The 19,672-nt window shown below is 59.7% G+C and carries 19 protein-coding genes; 8 read left to right on the top strand and 11 right to left on the bottom strand.

Annotated features, from left to right (window positions below; all coding sequences use genetic code 11):
- Position 1: 1 nt before the first annotated feature.
- The 5 genes from ACYZT3_RS13695 to ACYZT3_RS13675 are packed head-to-tail and all read right to left on the bottom strand — an operon-like array spanning position 2 to position 3,851.
- Positions 2 to 832, bottom strand: coding sequence for a DUF2797 domain-containing protein (locus ACYZT3_RS13695; RefSeq protein WP_282380204.1), 831 nt, complete (start codon positions 830 to 832; stop codon positions 2 to 4).
- Positions 829 to 1,089 carry a YeaC family protein gene (locus ACYZT3_RS13690; protein ID WP_282380206.1) on the bottom strand — a complete coding sequence of 87 codons (261 nt, stop codon included), beginning with the start codon at positions 1,087 to 1,089 and terminating at the stop codon, positions 829 to 831. The genes ACYZT3_RS13695 and ACYZT3_RS13690 overlap by 4 nt, the downstream gene beginning before the upstream one ends.
- Before the next feature lie 34 nt (positions 1,090 to 1,123).
- Positions 1,124 to 1,993, bottom strand: coding sequence for a rhomboid family intramembrane serine protease (locus ACYZT3_RS13685; RefSeq protein WP_462032278.1), 870 nt, complete (start codon positions 1,991 to 1,993; stop codon positions 1,124 to 1,126).
- Complete coding sequence (locus tag ACYZT3_RS13680; protein ID WP_282380210.1) at positions 1,990 to 2,961, bottom strand: metallophosphoesterase; 972 nt, start codon at positions 2,959 to 2,961, stop codon at positions 1,990 to 1,992. Before ACYZT3_RS13680 ends, ACYZT3_RS13685 begins: the two co-directional genes overlap by 4 nt.
- Positions 2,961 to 3,851, bottom strand: a complete 891-nt coding sequence (locus tag ACYZT3_RS13675) for an NAD(+) kinase (RefSeq protein WP_010459816.1) — start codon at positions 3,849 to 3,851, stop codon at positions 2,961 to 2,963. The genes ACYZT3_RS13680 and ACYZT3_RS13675 overlap by 1 nt, the downstream gene beginning before the upstream one ends.
- Before the next feature lie 107 nt (positions 3,852 to 3,958).
- Between ACYZT3_RS13675 and ACYZT3_RS13670 the strand changes: the two genes are divergently transcribed.
- A complete protein-coding gene (locus tag ACYZT3_RS13670; RefSeq protein WP_282380221.1) occupies positions 3,959 to 4,909 on the top strand; it encodes a DUF1853 family protein in 951 nt (316 codons plus the stop codon).
- Positions 4,910 to 5,123: 214 nt separating this feature from the next.
- Here the strand turns inward: ACYZT3_RS13670 and ACYZT3_RS13665 are convergent, their stop codons facing one another.
- Positions 5,124 to 5,684 (bottom strand): NADPH-dependent FMN reductase, encoded by a 561-nt coding sequence (locus tag ACYZT3_RS13665; RefSeq protein WP_282380224.1) that lies wholly within the window; start codon positions 5,682 to 5,684, stop codon positions 5,124 to 5,126.
- A gap of 175 nt (positions 5,685 to 5,859) precedes the next feature.
- On the opposite strand from ACYZT3_RS13665, the gene ACYZT3_RS13660 reads away from it, so the two are divergent.
- Together ACYZT3_RS13660 and ACYZT3_RS13655 are read left to right on the top strand one after the other, a co-directional pair.
- The gene (locus ACYZT3_RS13660; protein WP_282380227.1) at positions 5,860 to 6,120 is read left to right on the top strand and encodes a hypothetical protein; all 261 of its coding nucleotides are present in this window, start codon (positions 5,860 to 5,862) and stop codon (positions 6,118 to 6,120) included.
- An 88-nt stretch (positions 6,121 to 6,208) separates the two neighbouring features.
- Positions 6,209 to 7,102 carry a LysR family transcriptional regulator gene (locus ACYZT3_RS13655; protein WP_462032277.1) on the top strand — a complete coding sequence of 298 codons (894 nt, stop codon included), beginning with the start codon at positions 6,209 to 6,211 and terminating at the stop codon, positions 7,100 to 7,102.
- Here ACYZT3_RS13655 and ACYZT3_RS13650 read toward each other — a convergent pair.
- The 5 genes from ACYZT3_RS13650 to ACYZT3_RS13630 form a co-directional block, all read right to left on the bottom strand.
- On the bottom strand, positions 7,068 to 7,682 hold the full coding sequence (locus tag ACYZT3_RS13650) for a GNAT family N-acetyltransferase (RefSeq protein ID WP_462032276.1): 615 nt from the start codon (positions 7,680 to 7,682) through the stop codon (positions 7,068 to 7,070). The two genes, ACYZT3_RS13655 and ACYZT3_RS13650, sit on opposite strands and share 35 nt — an antisense overlap.
- A gap of 14 nt (positions 7,683 to 7,696) precedes the next feature.
- Positions 7,697 to 9,952 (bottom strand): Orn/Lys/Arg family decarboxylase, encoded by a 2,256-nt coding sequence (locus ACYZT3_RS13645; protein ID WP_282380233.1) that lies wholly within the window; start codon positions 9,950 to 9,952, stop codon positions 7,697 to 7,699.
- 127 nt (positions 9,953 to 10,079) lie between these two features.
- Positions 10,080 to 10,838, bottom strand: a complete 759-nt coding sequence (gene dnaQ, locus ACYZT3_RS13640) for a DNA polymerase III subunit epsilon (protein ID WP_282380235.1) — start codon at positions 10,836 to 10,838, stop codon at positions 10,080 to 10,082.
- 118 nt (positions 10,839 to 10,956) lie between these two features.
- Positions 10,957 to 11,409: a ribonuclease HI gene (gene rnhA, locus ACYZT3_RS13635; protein WP_008152099.1), complete on the bottom strand. Its 453-nt coding sequence runs from the start codon at positions 11,407 to 11,409 to the stop codon at positions 10,957 to 10,959.
- A 92-nt stretch (positions 11,410 to 11,501) separates the two neighbouring features.
- A complete protein-coding gene (locus ACYZT3_RS13630; protein ID WP_282380240.1) occupies positions 11,502 to 12,260 on the bottom strand; it encodes a methyltransferase domain-containing protein in 759 nt (252 codons plus the stop codon).
- A gap of 65 nt (positions 12,261 to 12,325) precedes the next feature.
- Between ACYZT3_RS13630 and gloB the strand changes: the two genes are divergently transcribed.
- The 5 genes from gloB (at position 12,326) to ACYZT3_RS13605 (ending at position 19,671) form a co-directional block, all read left to right on the top strand.
- Positions 12,326 to 13,093 (top strand): hydroxyacylglutathione hydrolase, encoded by a 768-nt coding sequence (gene gloB / locus ACYZT3_RS13625; RefSeq protein ID WP_282380242.1) that lies wholly within the window; start codon positions 12,326 to 12,328, stop codon positions 13,091 to 13,093.
- A 99-nt stretch (positions 13,094 to 13,192) separates the two neighbouring features.
- Positions 13,193 to 14,623 (top strand): transglycosylase SLT domain-containing protein, encoded by a 1,431-nt coding sequence (locus tag ACYZT3_RS13620; protein WP_282380244.1) that lies wholly within the window; start codon positions 13,193 to 13,195, stop codon positions 14,621 to 14,623.
- A gap of 299 nt (positions 14,624 to 14,922) precedes the next feature.
- Complete coding sequence (locus ACYZT3_RS13615) at positions 14,923 to 16,755, top strand: extracellular solute-binding protein (RefSeq protein ID WP_462032275.1); 1,833 nt, start codon at positions 14,923 to 14,925, stop codon at positions 16,753 to 16,755.
- Positions 16,752 to 18,593 carry an extracellular solute-binding protein gene (locus ACYZT3_RS13610; RefSeq protein ID WP_462032274.1) on the top strand — a complete coding sequence of 614 codons (1,842 nt, stop codon included), beginning with the start codon at positions 16,752 to 16,754 and terminating at the stop codon, positions 18,591 to 18,593. The genes ACYZT3_RS13615 and ACYZT3_RS13610 overlap by 4 nt, the downstream gene beginning before the upstream one ends.
- Positions 18,594 to 18,597: 4 nt before the next feature.
- Positions 18,598 to 19,671, top strand: coding sequence for a microcin C ABC transporter permease YejB (locus ACYZT3_RS13605; RefSeq protein ID WP_282380248.1), 1,074 nt, complete (start codon positions 18,598 to 18,600; stop codon positions 19,669 to 19,671).
- The last annotated feature ends 1 nt before the right edge of the window (position 19,672 follow it).

Genomic DNA, 19,672 nt, shown 5'->3' with positions numbered 1-19,672 from the left:
CTTACTGATGCACGGCGAGCTGATAGGCCGTGTATTTGCGAATATTGATCACGCCGGTGTCGAAGATCAGGTATTGGCCCTTGATCCCCAGCAGCGTGCCTTCGGCAATCGGGTTCTTGTCCAGGTTGAAGCTGACTATCTTCGCCGGGTATTGCTCGATCGGATAGCGGATCTCGAGCGTTTCTACATCGGCAATAGTCTGGATTGCCTGTAGGCCAAATCGTTCCTGCAAACCTTGTAAACCCTCGGCGCAGCTGTCGAACAGTTGATCGCGAACCTCGGCCAGATTCACCGACACCGCATCGCCCTTGAGTAAAGCACGCCAGTTGGTCTTGTCCGCCACCTGGCTGCGGAACAGGTCTTCGACGAAGCCCGATTGCTGGCGGGTCGAAACGCGCATGATCGGTAACGCCTGACGGGCGCCCTGATCGATCCAGCGGGTTGGTAGCTGGGTGGCGCGGGTAATCCCGACCTTCACCCCCGACGAGTTGGACAGATACACGATGTGATCGGTCATGCAGAACTTCTCGCCCCACTCCGGCTCTCGGCAGGTGCCAGCCTCATAGTGGCAGCGCTCCGGGCTCATGATGCAGAGGTCGCACTGGGCCAGTTTGGTCATGCACGGGTAGCAATAACCCTGGCTGAAACTGGTTTTGGTCTTGCGTCCACAATGCGAGCAGTGAATCGCCCCCAGGTATTCCAGACGCACCGTGGTGCCGATCAATGGATTGACCGGGACCTCGACGTCATCCAGACGAAACGCGTACTGCACGTTCGGCCCGTCAAGGCGCGCCGACATTTTGCTGATTGCACCGCGGCCAATCTCGATCAATGGACGGCATCCGACTTGAACAGGATGTTCGGCACGGTGATCGACTTGGAACCGCACTCCTGCACGCCCATGTAACCGGTGCGCTGGTCTTCGGGCAGGTTCTGGATTTCCCAGGCGATCATCGCTTGCAGCGACAGCTCGCGTTGTTCGGCGGTGAGTTTGCCACCGTCGGACCATTTACCGATTTCCACCGCCAGTTTCAGGCGCTGGTAGATATCGGGGGTGATGTTTTGGATCATTTCGTTAAAAGAGGACATTAAGGGCTCCGCGCTCTTTATTCACATAACTAATTTAGGCGGCCAGTTTACGGCGCTTGTACAAACCACCCAACAAACCGGTCAAGCATCCGACGAGCAACCCGCCGACGTGGGCCGCATTGGCAATTTCACCGAAGCCGATCATCGAGACCAGCCCGGACAGGCACAGCAGCAGCCACACCAGCATCATCACCAGCACACCGCGCGGCAGGCGATAAGCCTGGTTCGGCGACAAGAGCTGGAAAATCCAGCAGTGCCCCAAAAGGCCATACAACACACCGGACAACCCGCCGAACAAGGTCGGACCGCTGAAATAATACTGGGCGTAGTTGGAAACCAGACTGAAGAGCAAGGTCAGGCCGATCAGGTTGATGCTGCCCTGACGCGACTCGATGCGTCGTCCCAGTTCCCAGTACCACATGCCGTTCATGGCCAGGTGCAGGATGCCGAAGTGAATCAGCATCGGCGTCACCAGACGCCACCACTGCCCCGACGCCAGGCTGTCGGCCAATGGCACAAAGTGGATGTATTCGCCGACAATGCGGAAATCGAGGAAGGTCAGCCAGCGCATCGTGTCGAGGTTTTCGCCCAGCAGCGTCACCGCGCCGACGAGCAGGCTCAGCAGCAACACCAACGCTGTCGCCTTGGCCTGGCGCAGTTGCTCGACGAAACTTGGGCGCTTGATGGTTTTCGCCACCGGAATGTCCAGCTGTTGATCGGGATCACCGGCCGGGAAGCGTTCGTACAACGAGCGCACGTCTTCGCTGATGTTGGCCGGCACCCACAGCACCTGCTCACCCGCCTCTTCGCTGACCCGATGCGGCACCTGCATGCGCTGCAACAGTTTGACGAACCCGCTCAAGTCCGCCGCCAGCGGCAGACGTAAAACGGCAACAGCACTCATCGCAGCACCTCCGGCCGCTCGACATCGACCCAGACAAACTTGTGCGGGTCGAGCCGGGTTTCCTGGTCCAGACGGTAAGCGACCAGTTTGCCGTAGAGCACGGCGCTGTAATCCAGACACGCCAGGTTCGGCCGGATCGGCACCGGTTTGCCACTGCGCCAGTAATGGCCAACGAACAACAGTGGCTCATCGACGCCATAGCGCAGCAAGGTGTTTTTTTCGGTAGACGACAGCGGCGTCTGGGCCACAGGTTCGGGCAAGGCGTCGGGCTGGAACACAATGTCTCCGTAGGTTTGCGGGTCGTCTTCCCAGAATTTGGTGCGGAAAAACGAACGCGTCAGGCCATCGCCGCTGGTCATGGTCAGACCATCAGGCAAGCGCATGTCGGTACCGCGCAGCAAGCGGTCGAATACGGTGCAGGCGAAACTGCCCGGCACCGCGGAGGCCTGGAGGAAGTGCTCGTCGACGCAACCGTTGGGGAACAGTGCTCGCAGCGGTTCGATCAGTCCCGAGTCCCAGCAGGCATGCACCACCCGGAAACGCCCGGCATCGACGAACAATGGCATCTCATAGAACCATTGCAGGAAGTCATGCCAGTCAGCCGGATGGTCTTCGAACTGGGTCAGTGTTTCGTTCAGCAAGCGGGCATGGCGCGGGGTGTGCTCACGTACGAACTGCTTGGCGCTACCCGGAAGCGCCGGCGTGCTCCAGCCGAGGGCGTTGAATTCATGGTTACCCATGATGCACAGCGCCTGGCCGGCTTCGACCATGTCGTGAACAATGTGCAGCGCTTCGCGAATCCGCGGACCGCGGTCGATGATGTCGCCGACGAACACCGCCATACGCGACGGGTGCCGCCAGACGCCACCGTGTTTTTTATAACCGAGCCGGTCGAGCAAGTGCTCAAGGGTCAGAGCGCAACCGTGCACGTCACCGATCAGGTCGTAGCTACGCGCGGGATCGAGCATCAATCGCCTCCACCACCCAACCGACTGCCCCAGCCGAGCTTGGTCCGGCAGACTTCATAATAGTTGTGGTCGAGGGGGTGAATCAGCCGCAACTTCTGGGCTTTCTTGCTGATAGTGATGGTGTCACCCGGCGCGCAGGTGAAGTGGTTCTGTCCGTCACAGGAGACTTGCGGGTAGATCTGCATATCTTTGGACACGACGATTTTCAGCTCACTGTTGCCATCGACCACGATCGGCCTACCCGACAAGGTATGGGGGTACATCGGCACAATCACAATAGCGTCGAGTTTGGGATGCATGATCGGCCCGCCCGCCGACAGCGCGTAGGCCGTCGAACCGGTGGGCGTGGCGACGATCAGGCCGTCGGCCTTCTGGCTGCAGACGAACTGGCCGTCGATGTACAACTCGAACTCGATCATCCGCGTCGATTTGCCGGGGTGCAGCACCACATCGTTAAGCGCATCGCCCTGACCGATAGCCTCGGCGTGGCGGCGGACTTCGGCTTGCAGCAGAAAGCGGTTCTCGACCAGATAATGGCCGTCGAGCACTTCGGCGACTTTGACTTCCAGCTCATCGGGGCGAATATCGGTCAGGAAGCCCAGGCTGCCACGGTTGATCCCGAGCACCGGAATATTGTGGCGGGCCAGCGCGCGGGCGGCGCCCAACAGGCTGCCGTCACCACCGACCACAATCACCATGTCACACACTTCGCCGAGCATCTTGCGCGACGAGGTTTGCAAGCCATGACCCGGCAGCACTTCGGCGATGGTGTCTTCGAGGATCACGTGCAGGTGACGATCGAGCAGAAACCGTTTCAGTCGGCGGACAGTATCCAGCACCTGAGAACTGCCCAGGCGACCGATGATGCCGATATTGCGAAATTGCTCCATGGGGTTCCTGCGCGGCGGCGAAAAACACGATTATGGGCGAAAGCGCAGGATAGACAAAATCCTTTCAGCCACAAGGATGTACTCATGTTTAGGGCTATGCTCGCAAGATGATCCTATTTCCAGATTTGCTGCAGTTACCCCACCAGTTGCGCCACCCCGAAGTGCGCGACCTGGCGTGGGTCATCCTCGCGCCGCCGATGCTCGGCGAAACCCCGTGGCCGCAACGTCATCCGCTGGCTGGAAGCGACTGGGTGCAGGCACCGGAGCGACTGGAACTCTGGCTGCGGCAACTCGATCGCGACAGTTATGACTTGCTGCACTGGCTAGCGCAGGCCAGAACCCGGCGATTGGGCGTGTACTACGAACGCCTCTGGCAATACGCCGTGCGGCACGCGCCGGGTATCGACCTGATTGCCGCCAACATGCCGATCCGCCGCGAAGGCCACACGTTGGGCGAGCTGGACATGCTGCTGCGCGATCGCGACGGCGTGCATCATCTGGAACTGGCGATCAAACTTTACCTTGGCCCGCAAAATGGCGACGGACACGACACGGCGCAGTGGCTCGGCCCCGGCTGCCACGATCGACTGGACCGCAAACTGGCACATCTGACTCAGCATCAATTGCCGATTTCGGCGCGCCCGGAGAGCCTCGAAGTATTGGCGGCGCTGGATATCCAGCAGTTCAGTGCGCATTTGTGGCTGGGGGGCTATTTGCTGTATCCGTGGCCGGGACCGTCCGAGCCACCGAACGGCGCACATCCACAACATTTGCGCGGTAGCTGGCTGCATCAGAAGGACTGGGCAGACTTTGTCGTGCAGCGTCCATTCGGTCGCTGGCAACCCCTGCCCCGCCATGCCTGGCTGGCACCGGCGCACTATCCGGTGGAGCAGACCTGGAACACTGAGCAACTGAATGCCTGGCTCAGCGATCTGGAGCCACTGGCCCCTGCGCAGTTGCTGGTGCGACTCACAGAAAACGCCACGGGCGATTGGGAAGAAGCCGAGCGGCTGTTTCTGGTGGCGGATCTTTGGCCTAACGTTCCTGGCAGTGGCTGAGTTTTTGTAGCGTCTGGGCTGGCCGCTTCGCGAGCAAGCCCGCTCTCACACTGGATCTCCTTTTGGCGAAGATCCCTGTGGGAGCGAGCTTGCTCGCGATAGGGCCGAAGCGGTTCAAGAAGATAACCGCAAAGCCAAAGCCGCCAACGTCACCCACAATACCTGCTGGAGATCGAGTCGATGATCTGTGGCCGGCTTCGTGGCTAAATGAGCGTCATTGCTTCTTGTGTTGCTCGACCCACTTGCCGTAAGCATTGATGAAGTTCTGCAAGAACGGTTTGACCGACTCGGACAGCTTGCCCGCTTCGTCGAATGCCGAGCCGGCACCGTTCAAGTAAGCTTCCGGTTGCTGCATGCACGGCACATCCAGAAACACCATGGACTGGCGCAGGTGATGGTTGGCACCAAAACCGCCGACAGCGCCCGGTGAAGCACTGATTACCGCCCCAGGCTTACCGCTCCAGGCACTCTTGCCATAAGGGCGCGATCCAACGTCGATCGCATTCTTCAGTGGTGCAGGTACCGAACGATTGTATTCGGGGGTCACGAACAGCACTGCGTCGGATGAACTCACGTGTTGTCGGAAAGTGCTGTAGGCTGCCGGCGGTGAAGCGCCATCGATGTCTTCGTTGTAGAGCGGCAGATCGCCGATTTCGACGATAGTAAGCTTGAGATTGGCAGGCGCCAGGTCGGCCAGGGCCAGCGCCACCTTGCGATTGATCGATTCCTTTCTCAAGCTGCCGACCAGTACGGCGATCGTATAGACGTTGCTCATGGAAGATTCTCGACTGTCCGATGGAAAGAGCTTGTAGTTATAGATGACGATTCAACCAGTGGGCGACCGAAAACGCCGCCCCTGACTATTTTTTTCCTGTAGGAAAACTTACCTCGCCCAACCACGGTCTACAGAGCCGCATATTGAGTGATTTATCTCCAGAGGTTCTAAGCAGATGGCAGCAGTACTCGTCGGTCAGTTCCATGCAAGAGACGCAGAAGGCCGTGTCTATTCCGTACATGAGTTCCAGGAATCCACCCCGTCGGCAGACGGCCTCACTGGCTCGGTGCCTGTCACCACTTATAAGCTGGCCATTGGCGATCGCGTCAAAAAGCTCGATGACAACCAGTTTCTGCTGGTGCAATCGGACGTCACCATCGTTCGCGAACCCGATACCCATGTCGGAAGTTTGCCGGAAACCACCGTCGTCTCATAACCCCGTGTTATGAGCAGAAGTCATATGCGCGCACTTGAGTTAGGATTCAGCCACTGACTCCCTCACCTGCTGAACATGGACTTCAAGCATGCGTTTACGTCATATCGAAGTGATCCAGGCGCTCCTGCAAACCGGTCACCTGGGCACCGCGGCCGAATGGCTACAGCTGCCTGTGGCCGAAGTCGAAGGCATTCTTCGCGACGCCGAGGATCAGTTGGGTTTCATGCTGTTTTCCAGCGTGCGTGGACGCCTGCAGGCCACGCGCGAGGCGCGGGAGTTGCAAGTTCAGATCGCCCACGTCTATGAAGCGCTCGAGCCGGTCCAGCGCCTGGCCAACAGTCTCAAGCAATATCAGGCTCCGCCCTTGCGGATCATTTGCACGCCGCCCTTGGCACAGCAGTTATTGCCCCAGAGCATTGCCGCCCTGCGCCGACGTCTCCCTGATGCGCCTTGCACCCTCCTGAGCCAACCCACCCGCGAGATCGTCAGAAGCCTGCTGCTGCGCGAAAGCGATCTGGGCCTGAGCCTGCATGATCCCGATCACGCCGACATTCATTGTCAGGTGATTGCCCAAGGCAAACTTCAGCTGCTGGCACCTCACGGTTGGTTGCAACCCAAACAAAAGTACATCTCGCTGCAGGACTTGGCCGGCCAATCGATGGTTGGCCTGGAGGGCCATGATCCGCTGAGTCCGGCGCTGGAGAACAAACTGCATGCCCTGCGCCCTGTCCCGGTCATTCAGACCCGCGTACAGACTCACCAGATGATGCGCAGCATGGTCGAGGCCGGTGAAGGCCTGGCCATCGTCGACCCTTTCACCGCCCTCGGGGCCAAATCGGCCGGGCTGGATGTCTGCCCGCTGGCGCCTGCCGTGCCGATCAGCCTGTATGCCTTGACCCTCAAGAGCGGCAAGCCATCACCGACGGTTCAGGCCTTACTCGGCATCATCACGGAACAAGCCGTGGCGATGCTGGCGAGCTAGGCAAGGTTTCCAGAGGGTTATCGAACAATCGATACCAGAACAGCGCCACTTCGGCGGTGTTCGGATCGATCCCGCGATAACGCAGATGATCGATCCCGCCGATCATATAACCGGAGCGCTCATAAAGCCGACAGGCATCCAAATTGTTGTTCTGGGTTTCGAGCATGATGCCCGGCAGCTTTTTTTTGCGGCTCCAGAACTGCGCCACATCCAGCAACGCCTTGGCCACACCATGGCGCCGCGCCGGCGCATGCACCGCCAACTCGTCGATATGGGCAAAGCCGTTCCAGTTGGTGCTGACCACCAGGTGACCCACCGGTTCATCATCGAGATAAGCCATGAAAATCGCGCTGTCAGCAGCATCGCGGAAACTGCTGAACTCTTCAGGATCGATGCCGTAGCACTTGCGATAGGGCGTGATCGGTGTCACGACCCACTGCTCAACCGGCTTGCCAATTTCGGCTGCGCCGTAGGCCACGACTTCAAAACTGAAATCACTGCCCCAGATGTAAGCGGCGAAGCCGTCGTCGGCAACGCGCACCGACAGCCCTGGATATTTCGGATTCATGAGTGGTTGCATACTGGGAAAGGTCCTCATTCCTTGATGCAATCGACGGTGTAATGCCGTCCATTGCCCTCGTCTTCGTGTTGCAAACCGTGCACATCAGCGACAAACCCCGGGAAACTGCTATCGAACGTGCGGGCGAATGCCAGGTAATCGATGATCGAGCGTGTCGACTCGGTAAAACGCTCGCCGGGCATGATCAACGGGATCCCCGGCGGGTACGGCACCAGCATCACCGCGGCGATCCGCCCATCCAGAGCATCGATCGACACCGCTTCAACCTCGCCACGCACCAATTGATCATAGGCGTCAGAGGGCTTCATGGCGATTTCCGGCAGCACCGTGTACATGCGCTTGAGGTGTTTGGCCGTGGCATTACTGCGGTAGCAAGCGTGCAATTGATCGCACAGATCGCGCAAACCCATGCCCCGATAGCGTGCGATATTCTCTTGCGCCACGCACGGCAGGCACGTCGCGAGGCTGACGTTGGCATCGTAGCTGCGCTTGAATTCCAGCAACTCGGTCAGCAAGGTGCTCCACTTACCCTTGGTGATGCCCATGGAGAACAGCACCAGGAATGAATACAGCCCGGTCTTTTCAACGACCAGCCCACGCTCCCAAAGGAATTTGCTGACCACCGCCGCCGGAATCCCACGCTCGCTAAGTGCGCCGCCGGCCGTCAGGCCCGGCATCACCAAAGTGACCTTGATCGGATCGAGTAGCACGTAGTCGTCGGTCACGCCGCCAAAGCCGTGCCAGTCGGCGTCGGGTTGCAGCAGCCAGTCTTGCGTGACAACCCGGTCGATGCCTTCCACCGACGGCGGCTGCCAGATGGAAAACCACCAATCGTCAGCGGCGATATGCTGGCGCAGATTGGCCAGCGCCCGACGGAAACTCAGCGCTTCGTCGAACATTTCCTGCAACAGCGAACGCCCGGCCGGCCCTTCCATCATGGCCGAAGCCACGTCCAGCGAAGCGATGATGCTGTACTGCGGCGAAGTGGAGATGTGCATCATGAACGCTTCATTGAAGCGATCCCGATCCAGTTGCCGCGCGCCGCCGTCCTGCACGTGAATCATCGACGCCTGGCTGAACGCCGCCAGCAGTTTGTGGGTGGAATGGGTGGTGAACACCAGCGGGCCGTCTTCACTGCGGGAAGTGCCCATGCCATAACGTCCGGCGAAGAATTCGTGAAACGCCGCGTAGGCGTACCAGGCTTCATCAAAGTGCAAGACCTCGACGCTGTTGCCCAGCTGCTGCTTGATCAGCTCAGCGTTGTAGCAGAGGCCGTCGTACGTCGAATTGGTCACCACCGCCAACTTGACCTTGGGCGCCCGGCCCTTGGTCAGCGGGCTGGCGTCGATTTTGGCCTGAATCGATTCGCGGCTGAATTCGCTCAACGGAATCGGGCCGATGATCCCCAGCTCATTGCGCTCCGGGCAGAGGTACAGCGGGATGGCGCCGGTCATAATGATCGAGTGCAGCACCGACTTGTGGCAGTTGCGGTCCACCAGCACCAAGTCATCGCGAGCGACCATCGAATGCCAGACGATTTTGTTGGCGGTCGAGGTGCCATTGATCACGAAGAACGTGTGATCGGCACCGAAGTTGCGGGCAGCACGGGCCTCCGCTTCTGCCAGCGGACCGGTGTGATCGAGCAAAGAACCGAGTTCCGGCACCGACACCGACAAGTCCGAACGCAGGGTATTCTCCCCGAAGAACTGGTGAAACGCCTGACCCACCGGGCTCTTGTGGTACGCCACGCCGCCGCCATGGCCGGGTGTGTGCCAGGAATAATTGGAGTCGGCAGTGTGCTGCACCAGCGCTTTGAAAAACGGCGGCAGCAGACCATCCAGGTATTTGCGCGCGGCTCGGGCCACCTGACGGGCCAGGAATGGCACGGTGTCTTCGAACAGATAAAGGATGCCGCGCAGCTGATTGAGCTCCGCCATCGCGTCGGCAGGTGCATTTTCCAGCGTCACTTGCTCACCAAGGGCGAAGATCGGCAAGTCAGGCGCACGAACCCGCGCCAGGCCGATCAGCTCGGCCATGTTGTGTAATAGATGAGAGTGTGTGCTGGCGTCTTCGGCCGCAATCAACATGCAGGAAAGACCGTGATGGGTCGAGGCGACCAAGCGCCCTTCGGTGTAATCCACCGCCGAGACAATGCTGAAGCCTTCCTGTTCCAGTTCCCGGGCGATGCCACGCACGCGGTCACCGGCGACGGTGTCGGCCTTGATGTCGCGATGGACGATCAGGACCGGGAATTTCAGATCTTTATACATGGGGCTCAGCATCCTGAGGCGGCAGACCGTGGTCCGCCAATCACCTCAGGGTAGAGGGTTCAAGCGCTTGTGGCGAGCGCGATGCCCTGATGTGGGTCAACGGATGCACCATCATGTGGCCAGCAACTCAGGCCTGAGCCTTGGCCTCGGCCAGTTGCTGCCAGAGCGATGGGGCGCCGGCGGATTTGGCGATGGCTTCCAGGCGTGCCACGTGTTGGGCCAGGTCATCTTCGCTGGCGCGAATAATTCGCGTCGGTTGACGATCGACCGGCAGACGGCGGATTTCGGTGGCCGAGTTATCTGCCCCTTCACCGGAACCATTGCCATCGGAGGCATTACCGGCCAGGGACAGGCTGGTCTGGCCGCCCGTCATGGTCAGGTAAACGTCGGCGAGGATCTCGGAGTCGAGCAAGGCGCCGTGCAGTTCACGACCGGAGTTGTCGACGCCATAACGTTTGCACAAGGCGTCGAGACTGTTGCGCTGCCCCGGGTGACGTCCCCGGGCCATCATCAGGGTGTCGAGGATCGAGCAGTGCTGCGTGATATCCGCACGGTCGTGCTGGCCCATCAAGGCGAATTCGTTGTTGATGAAACCAACGTCGAACGCCGCGTTATGAATGATCAGCTGCGCGCCCTTGATGAATTCAAAGAACTCATCGGCCACTTCAGTAAAGCGCGGCTTGCCCACCAAAAATTCGTTGGTGATGCCGTGGACGCCAATGGCGCCTTCATCACTCTCGCGGTCTGGTTGCAGGTAAACGTGGAAATGCCGGCCCGTCAGGCGCCGACCGATCAACTCGACACAGCCGATTTCGATAATCCGGTGGCCGTCGGTCACCGGCATGCCGGTGGTTTCGGTATCGAGTACAACGGATCTGGTGGCCATCAGTGCTCAGCTCTCAACGGGTCAATCGTGCAAAAGCGGCGATGTTAACACGCTCGCTGGGGTCTTTCAGGTGCACCGCGTCATCGTTCATCGCGAGCAAGCTCGGCTCCCACAGGGATCAAGCCTGCTTGTAACCGCGCACTTCATCCACGCCGCGGTTGGCCAATTGGTCGGCCCGTTCGTTGCCGTGATGGCCGATGTGGCCACGCACCCATTTCCAGGTGACGTTGTGGCGGTTGACCTGCTCATCGAGCAGCTTCCACAAATCAGCATTTTTCACCGGTTCTTTCGCCGCCGTTTTCCAGCCGCGCTTCTTCCAGTTGTCCATCCACTCGTTGATGCCTTTCATCACATATTGCGAGTCAGTCACGAGCAGTACGTCGCATGAGCGCTTGAGTTCTTCCAGGCCGCGGATCGCGCCCATCAGCTCCATGCGGTTGTTGGTGGTGTTGGCTTCGCCGCCCCACAGTTCTTTTTCAATGCCCTTGCACACCAGCAAAGCGCCCCAGCCGCCTGGGCCAGGATTGCCTTTACAGGCGCCGTCGGTGAAGAGTTCTACGCTATCGCTCATGCCAATCTATCCAGAAAATGCGGCGGCTCGCCGATCAGTGATCGACGATGCCCGAGGCCGGGGCGAACCCGGCCGGGAAAGTAAAAAATGTATTACGGATCGAGGCGGCGACGATTGACCTTGGCCATCGGCAATGGAATCAGCTTGCCCATCGGTTCGCGCCGCTCCTGACGGACGGGCCGCAGGCCCACCACGATCTTGCGCGCCACCAATAAATAGAAGCCGCCACCCGACAGTTGCCAGTCACCGGCCTTGCGCTCCCAACCGGCCAGACGAGCCTGCCAGGCGGGTGACGCAAGCGGCGGACGATAGCACCCGAAGCGGCGTTTCTCCAGCGCGAAACCCAGCAGATTGAGCCAGTCGCCGACCCGCGACGGGGAGATGCAGCGAGCCTTGCGCAAGGCGTCGTGAGCAAAAACGTGTCGCAAACCCCAGCTGCTCCAGGGATTGATCCCGACGATCAGCAGATGCCCGCCGGGCCGCACGCTACTCGCCGCTTCACGCAGCAAACCGTGGGGCGACAGGCAGAAATCCAGCCCATGCTGCAACACCACCACGTCGGCGGCATGCTCGCTCAAAGGCCACGCCTGCTCTTCGCAGACGATCTCGACACCCGGCAACGGCGCACCGAGCCGCACATTGCGCTGGACTTGCGGCGCCGACGGCGGTGTCTGGGCCGACGGGCCGTAATGCACCAGGTAACCGCCAAAGAAGCGTCCCAACTCGTCTTCGAGCATGCGACGTTCTTCGTCCAGCAGAAATTGCCCAATGGGGCCGGACAGCCATTCACGGGCCGCGCTGATCAATGTCAGCCACTCAGGATCAGCCTGAGCGAACGCTTTATCGGTCATTGCATTCTCCAACGCGCCAGGAAGTTCTAAGATGCACCATTGTTTTCCGCTTGGCGAATCCGACGATGATACAGATCAGTGCCCTGCCCGCCTTCACCGACAACTACATCTGGTTGTTACAAGACCACCGCACCCAGCGCTGCGCAGTGGTCGATCCGGGCGATGCCGCGCCCGTGCAGGCCTGGCTCGCAGCGCATCCGGGTTGGGTGTTGAGTGATATTCTGATCACTCACCATCATCATGACCACGTCGGCGGCGTCGAGCAGCTTAAAAAAGCGACAGACGCGAAAGTCTACGGTCCGGCGAGCGAAACCATCCCGGGCCGGGACGTGGCGCTCAAGGACAACGACCGCGTCACCGTGCTGGGCTGGGACTTCGATATCTTTGCCGTCCCCGGTCACACCCTGGGGCATATTGCCTATTACCATCACGGTTTGCTGTTCTGCGGTGACACGCTGTTTGCCGCGGGTTGCGGGCGCTTGTTCGAAGGCACACCGGAGCAAATGCACGCCTCGCTTGCCCGCCTCGCCGCCCTGCCTGAAGATACGCAGGTCTACTGCACCCATGAATACACCCTGAGCAACCTGAAATTTGCCGCAGCGGTCGAACCGGGCAATCCGGACACCGCCGCACGTCTGGAAAAAGTCACCGCACAACGTGAAGCCGGAATCATCACGCTGCCCTCTACTCTGGCGCTTGAAAAGCTTACCAACCCGTTTTTGCGGGTCGACGAAACATCCGTTAAAGAAAAAATGGACGAACGGAACGGAACCGATAACCGGGCTCCGAGTGCGGTTTTTGCTGCTCTTCGGGCTTGGAAAGATAAGTTCTAAGTAGCCATCCCGTTGGTACAAAAATTCTGAATGGTTGACCTCAGGGGGTACGCTTTCTAGAATCGCCCGACATTTTTGCCCGGAACTTACTTCCAGCCAATGTCGTCATCTATTCGTAAAGCCATCAATTCAGACGCATTGACCCGCTTGGCTCAAGCCATCGCGGTGGCTGTGTCCGCCACATTGGCGGGCTGTTCAAGCCATGTGCCGCAAACCGACGCGGCACACACTCCGAATATCGCCGCCCGAGCCAAGCAGAAGCCTATCTGGCTCAGTGAAAAACCGACTCCACAAGCTCCACAAGATGTCTGGGAGCGCATGCGCCAGGGCTTCCAGTTGCAGGACAGCCTGGGTGTCAACCCGCGCATCGAGCAACAGCGCCTGTGGTTCGCCAGCAACCCGTCCTTCCTCGAAAATGCCGGCGAACGCGGCAGCCTCTACATCCACTACATCGTCGAACGCCTTGAAGAACGCAACATGCCGCTGGAACTGGCGTTATTGCCCGTGATTGAGAGCGCCTACAACCCGATGGCCTATTCCCGGGCCAACGCGGTTGGCTTGTGGCAATTCATCCCCTCCACCGGGCGTTACTTCAACCTGCGTCAAACCCGTTTTTATGATGGCCGTCGCGATATCACCGCCTCGACCACCGCGGCCATGGATTACCTGACCCGCCTGCACGACATGTTCAACGGCGACTGGCTGCTGGCCCTGGCGGCCTACAACGCTGGCGAAGGCACGGTCAGCCGGGCCATCGAGCGTAACGAAAAGCTCGGTTTGCCGACCGATTACTGGAACCTGCCACTGCCGGCCGAAACCCAGGCCTACGTGCCGAAGTTGCTGGCGTTGTCGCAAGTGGTGCTGGCGCCCGAAGCCTACGGCGTGAACCTGAACCCGATCGCCAACGAACCGTACTTCCAGGTCGTCGAAATCAACCAGCGCATGGACCTGTCCAAGGTCGCCGCGGTGGCCAACATCGACGAAGACGAACTGTTTCAGCTCAACCCGGCCTTCAAGCAACGCACCACCATCGATGGCCCTCAGCATTTGCTGGTGCCAACATCCAAGGCGCAACTGCTGACGGCCAGTCTCTCGACCATGCGTCCTGAGGAGCTGATCAGCAAGAAGCCGCTCAAGCCAGTATTCGAAGGCGCAGACGACTCCGAAATTGCCAGCCTCAAACGCGCTTACCGCGTTAAACGCGGCGACAACCTCGGCACCATCGCCAAGGCTAACAAAGTCGATATCAAGGACCTGCAGCGCTGGAACAAACTGACCGGCAAGAACCTCAAGGTCGGCCAGACGCTGGTCATGCAGGACACCACCAAGCGCAGTTCCGGGCGCACCACCACCGTAGTGGCGGCCAACACCAAGAAGTCGCAGACCCAGTACAAGGTCAAGCAAGGCGATTCGCTGTACATGGTGGCCAAGCGTTTCAACGTTGAAATGCAGCACCTCAAGCGCTGGAACCCGCGTGTCGGTCAGGCGCTCAAACCGGGCCAGATGCTGACGGTGTATTCGCCGCACTAAAATGAGCCCCTGACTTCAGGGGCTTTTTTTGCTCAAAAGGTTGCCCTAAATTCCTGTAGCAGCTGGCGAAGCCTGCGTTCGGCTGCGCAGCAGTCGTAAAACCTGAGAATGCAGTTTGCCTGAAACACCGCGAGTACCGAATTCACGACTGCTTCGCAGCCGAACGCAGGCTTCGCCAGCTGCTACAGGGGGGCCGGGTTGGCAATTAACAACGCATTAAGCACCCGTCTTTTTCCTGTCGATACAAGCTGTTACTGTACGGGCCACAAAGCCCAAGCCGCCTGGATCGGATCTCTGACTTGAAGCGTCCCCTCCTCCTGCTCCTGATCAGCCTGGCCTTGAGCTGCCCCGCAAGCGCGACGATCAGCGAAAGCCATGGTTATGCGCAGTTCGGCACGCTCAAGTACCCGGCCAGATTTACCCACTTCGACTGGGTCAACCCGCAAGCGCCCAAGGGCGGTACGTTGCGGGTGATGGCGTTTGGCACCTTCGATACGCTCAATCCCTACACCTTCAAGGGCTCAAGTCCGGTTTCCACGCCGAATTTCTCGCAATACGGCATCAATGAGCTCAACGAACCACTGATGGTCGGCACCGGGCAGTACGCGCCGTCCGGCGATGAACCGACCTCCAGCTATGGCCTGATCGCCCAATCCGTGGAGTACAGCGAGGACCGCAGCTGGGTGGTGTTCAACCTGCGCCCCGAAGCGCGTTTCCACGATGGCACGCCGATCACCGCCTATGACGTGGCATTCTCCTACCGTTTGTTGCTCAAGGAAGGCCATCCGCAGTACCGCACCAACCTTCAGGAAGTGTCGCGAGTCGACATCCTCAACTCGCAGCGCATTCGTTTTGTCTTCAAACGCGCCGGCAATCCGTTGCTGATCCTGCGCCTGGGCGAATTGCCGGTGTTGCCCCAGCATTACTGGAAAGGTCGTGACTTCAAGGCCACCACCTTCGAACCGCCACTGGGCAGTGGACCGTATCGCATCACGTCGGTAGAGCCTGGGCGCCAGATCGTTTTCCAACGGGTCAAGGAATACTGGGGCAAAGACCTGCCGGCCAATCGCGGCAAATACAACGTCGACCGCATGGAAGTCGAGTTCTACCGCGACAGCGACGTTGCCTTCGAAGCCTTCAAGGCCGGCGAATTTGACATCTATATCGAGCACCAGGCGAAGAACTGGAACAACGGTTACCACTTCCCGGCGGTGCGACGCGGCGACGTCATCAAGGCGCAAATCGCGCATCAGATCCCGACCCAGACCCAGGGCCTGTTCATGAACACCCGGCGCCCGACCTTCTCCGAGACCAAGGTCCGTGAAGCCCTGGGCCTGATGTTCGACTTCGAGTGGACCAATCGCACCCTGTTCAGCGGCGCTTACAAACGCGCCATGAGCTACTACCCCAACAGCGAGTTCTCCGCCACCGGCCTTCCGGTCGGCCATGAATGGTTGATGCTCAAGCCGTATCGCGAGCAGTTGCCCGCCAAGCTGTTCACCGAGCCGTTCAGCCTGTCGCAGACCCAAGGGCGCGGCATTCCCCGGGAAACCATGCGCAAAGCCCTGGGACTGCTCGCCGAGGCCGGCTGGAAGCTTAACGGCCAGCACGTTCAGAACGCCGTTGGCCAACCGTTGCGATTCGAAATTCTGCTGGTCAACCCGAACCTGGAACGCATCCTTCAGCCTTTCGTCGAAAACCTCGCCAACATCGGCATCGATGCTCAGCTGCGCACGGTCGATCGCGCCCAGTACAAGCAACGCCTCGATCAGTTCGATTTCGACATGATCCTGATGACCCTCAACCAGACGCTCAGTCCGGGCCTGGAACAATGGCAGTACTTCCATTCCAGCCAGGTCGGGGTCAAGGGCAGCAAAAACTACGCCGGCATCGCCAATCCGGTGGTCGACCATTTACTCGAACAATTGCTCGCCGCCCAGACCCGCGATGAACAGGTCGCCGCCGGCAAGGCCCTGGACCGGGTGTTGCTGTGGCAGCACTACATCATTCCCAACTGGTACCTCAATTATCACCGCCTGGCCTACCGCAACCGGTTCGCCTTCGTCACCACGCCGCCCTACACGTTGGGCCTGAGCGCGTGGTGGCTGAAATCTTCGGAGAAAGATCGATGAACCCCGTACGTGCCCTGCTCTTGCACGCCAGCGGTCTGTTGTTCGCCGGGCTGGCCTGCGCCGCCCCGCAACATGCCCTGACCCTGTACAACGAGCCGCCGAAATACCCGGCCGACTTCAAACATTTCGATTACGTGAACCCCGATGCGCCCAAGGGCGGGGTCTTCCGTCAAGCCGGTTTCGGCGGCTTTGACAGCCTCAATCCCTTCATCAGCAAGGGTGTCGCGGCCGACGACATCAGCATGATCTACGACACCCTGGCCAAACAGGGCCTGGATGAACCGTTCACCGAGTACGGTCTGGTCGCCGGCAAAATCGAAAAAGCCCCGGACAACAGCTGGGTGCGTTTCTACCTGCGCCCCGAAGCGCGCTTCCACGACGGGCATCCGATGCGCGCCGAGGACGTGGTGTTCAGCTTCCAGACCCTGATCAAGGACGGCGCGCCGCTGTACCGCGGTTACTACAGCGATGTCGAGGAAGTGGTCGCTGAAGACCCGCTGACGGTGCTGTTCAAGTTCAAACACACCAACAACCGTGAGTTACCGCTGATCCTCGGCCAGTTGCCGGTGTTGCCCAAGCATTGGTGGGCAACTCGCGATTTCAACAAGGGCAACCTGGAAATGCCGTTGGGCAGCGGCCCGTACAAGGTCAGTGAAGTGAAGGCCGGGCGTTCGGTGCGCTATGAGCGGGTCAAGGATTACTGGGGCAAGGACCTACCGGCCAACCGCGGCTTCTACAACTTCGACGTCATGACCACCGACTACTACCGCGACAACACCGTGGCCCTGGAAGCGCTCAAGGCCGGGCAGTTCGATTACTGGCTGGAAATGGCCGCGAAGAACTGGGCGAACGCCTACAACATCCCCGCCGTCACCGAGGGCCGGCTGATCAAGGAACAGATCCCGAACAGCAACCCGACCGGCATGCAAGGCTTCGTATTCAACCTGCGCCGCCCGGTGTTCCAGGACGTGCGCGTGCGTCAGGCCCTGACCCTGTTGCTGGACTTCGAATGGACCAACAAGCAGCTGTTCAACGGCGCCTACGTCCGCACCCGCAGTTTTTTCGAAAACTCAGAAATGGCCGCCACTGGCCTGGCGGATGCCGATCAACTGGCGATCCTCGACCCGTTCCGCGGCAAGGTTCCCGAGCAGGTGTTCAGCGAGGCGTTCCAGAACCCGGTGACCGACGCCAGCGGCATGATTCGCGCCCAACAGCGCAAAGCCTATCAACTGCTGCAAGAGGCGGGCTGGCGGATCGTCGATGACAAGATGGTCGACGCCAATGGCAAACCGGTGACTATCGAATTCCTGTTGGCCCAGACCGAATTCGAGCGGGTGCTGCTGCCGTTCAAGCGCAACCTCAGCGACCTGGGCATCGACCTGGTGATCCGCCGGGTCGACGTCTCGCAGTACATCAACCGCGTACGCTCCCGGGACTTCGACATGATCGTCGGCAGCTTCCCGCAGTCCAATTCACCGGGCAACGAACAGCGTGAATTCTGGATGTCCGCTGCCGCCGACAAACCCGGCAGCCGCAACTCCATGGGCCTGAAAGACCCGGTGGTGGACCAATTGGTCGAGCAACTGATCAACGCCGATTCGCGCAAAAGCCTGGTAGCCCACGCCCGCGCGCTGGACCGCGTGCTGCAATGGGGCTATTACGTGATCCCCAACTGGCACATCAAGACCTGGCGCGTAGCCTATTGGAACCACATTGGTCACCCGAAAATATCACCCAAGTACGACATCGGCATTAACACCTGGTGGGTCAAGCCTGACGCGAAACCTGCGGTAGAAGTCGAAACCAAACTGCAAGCCGACCCTGCGGGCACGGAGTAATCAGATGCTGGCGTATATTTTTCGGCGACTGCTGCTGATCATCCCGACCTTGCTCGGCATTTTGCTGATCAACTTCGTGATCATCCAGGCCGCTCCCGGCGGGCCGGTGGAGCAGATGATCGCCAAGCTCGAGGGCTTCGAAGGCGCCACCAGCCGCATCGCCGGCGGCGGTGCCGAAGTCTCGGTGGCCGGCTCCGCCTATCGCGGCGCCCAGGGCCTGGACCCGATGCTGGTCAAGGAAATCGAACACATGTACGGATTCGATAAATCGGCGCCGGAACGCTTGTGGATCATGATCAAGAACTACGCGACCCTGGATTTCGGCGACAGCTTCTTCCGCGACGCCAAGGTCATCGACCTGATCAAGGAAAAAATGCCGGTGTCGATCTCCCTCGGGCTGTGGAGCACGCTGATCATGTACCTGGTGTCGATCCCGCTGGGGATCGCCAAGGCGACACGACACGGCAGCCACTTCGACGTCTGGACCAGCTCATTGATCATCGTCGGCTACGCGATCCCGGCGTTTCTGTTTGCCATCCTGCTGATCGTGGTGTTCGCTGGGGGCAGCTATTTCGACTGGTTCCCGCTCAGAGGGCTGACCTCCAACAACTTCGACGAGTTGAGCATGGGCGGCAAGATTCTCGATTACTTCTGGCACCTCGCGTTGCCAGTCACCGCACTGGTGATCGGCAACTTCGCGACCATGACGCTGCTGACCAAAAACAGCTTCCTCGACGAAATCAACAAGCAGTACGTGGTCACCGCCAAGGCCAAGGGCCTGACCCATCACCGCGTGCTCTACGGCCATGTGTTCCGCAACGCCATGCTCTTGGTGATCGCCGGGTTCCCGTCGGCGTTTATCGGCATCTTCTTCACCGGCTCGTTGCTGGTGGAGGTGATCTTTTCCCTCGACGGTCTCGGGCTGATGAGTTTTGAGGCCGCGATCAACCGCGATTATCCAGTGGTCTTTGGCACGCTGTTCATCTTTACCCTGCTGGGCCTGGTGGTAAAACTCATCGGCGACCTCACGTACACCTTTGTCGATCCGCGCATCGACTTCGAAAGCCGGGAGCATTGAG

Source organism: Pseudomonas sp. MDT1-16 (genome assembly GCF_054898115.1).
The sequence above is the reverse complement of the archived record's forward strand: the minus strand, read 5'-3'. Positions and strand labels throughout refer to the sequence as shown.

Coding starts and splice junctions, on each gene's coding strand:
- ACYZT3_RS13690 (WP_282380206.1), bottom strand. CDS start 1,089: ATGTCCTCTTTTAACGAAATGATCCAAAACATCACCCCCGATATCTAC.
- ACYZT3_RS13685 (WP_462032278.1), bottom strand. CDS start 1,993: ATGAGTGCTGTTGCCGTTTTACGTCTGCCGCTGGCGGCGGACTTGAGC.
- ACYZT3_RS13680 (WP_282380210.1), bottom strand. CDS start 2,961: ATGCTCGATCCCGCGCGTAGCTACGACCTGATCGGTGACGTGCACGGT.
- ACYZT3_RS13675 (WP_010459816.1), bottom strand. CDS start 3,851: ATGGAGCAATTTCGCAATATCGGCATCATCGGTCGCCTGGGCAGTTCT.
- ACYZT3_RS13670 (WP_282380221.1), top strand. CDS start 3,959: ATGATCCTATTTCCAGATTTGCTGCAGTTACCCCACCAGTTGCGCCAC.
- ACYZT3_RS13665 (WP_282380224.1), bottom strand. CDS start 5,684: ATGAGCAACGTCTATACGATCGCCGTACTGGTCGGCAGCTTGAGAAAG.
- ACYZT3_RS13660 (WP_282380227.1), top strand. CDS start 5,860: ATGGCAGCAGTACTCGTCGGTCAGTTCCATGCAAGAGACGCAGAAGGC.
- ACYZT3_RS13655 (WP_462032277.1), top strand. CDS start 6,209: ATGCGTTTACGTCATATCGAAGTGATCCAGGCGCTCCTGCAAACCGGT.
- ACYZT3_RS13650 (WP_462032276.1), bottom strand. CDS start 7,682: ATGCAACCACTCATGAATCCGAAATATCCAGGGCTGTCGGTGCGCGTT.
- ACYZT3_RS13645 (WP_282380233.1), bottom strand. CDS start 9,952: ATGTATAAAGATCTGAAATTCCCGGTCCTGATCGTCCATCGCGACATC.
- dnaQ (WP_282380235.1), bottom strand. CDS start 10,838: ATGGCCACCAGATCCGTTGTACTCGATACCGAAACCACCGGCATGCCG.
- rnhA (WP_008152099.1), bottom strand. CDS start 11,409: ATGAGCGATAGCGTAGAACTCTTCACCGACGGCGCCTGTAAAGGCAAT.
- ACYZT3_RS13630 (WP_282380240.1), bottom strand. CDS start 12,260: ATGACCGATAAAGCGTTCGCTCAGGCTGATCCTGAGTGGCTGACATTG.
- gloB (WP_282380242.1), top strand. CDS start 12,326: ATGATACAGATCAGTGCCCTGCCCGCCTTCACCGACAACTACATCTGG.
- ACYZT3_RS13620 (WP_282380244.1), top strand. CDS start 13,193: ATGTCGTCATCTATTCGTAAAGCCATCAATTCAGACGCATTGACCCGC.
- ACYZT3_RS13610 (WP_462032274.1), top strand. CDS start 16,752: ATGAACCCCGTACGTGCCCTGCTCTTGCACGCCAGCGGTCTGTTGTTC.
- ACYZT3_RS13605 (WP_282380248.1), top strand. CDS start 18,598: ATGCTGGCGTATATTTTTCGGCGACTGCTGCTGATCATCCCGACCTTG.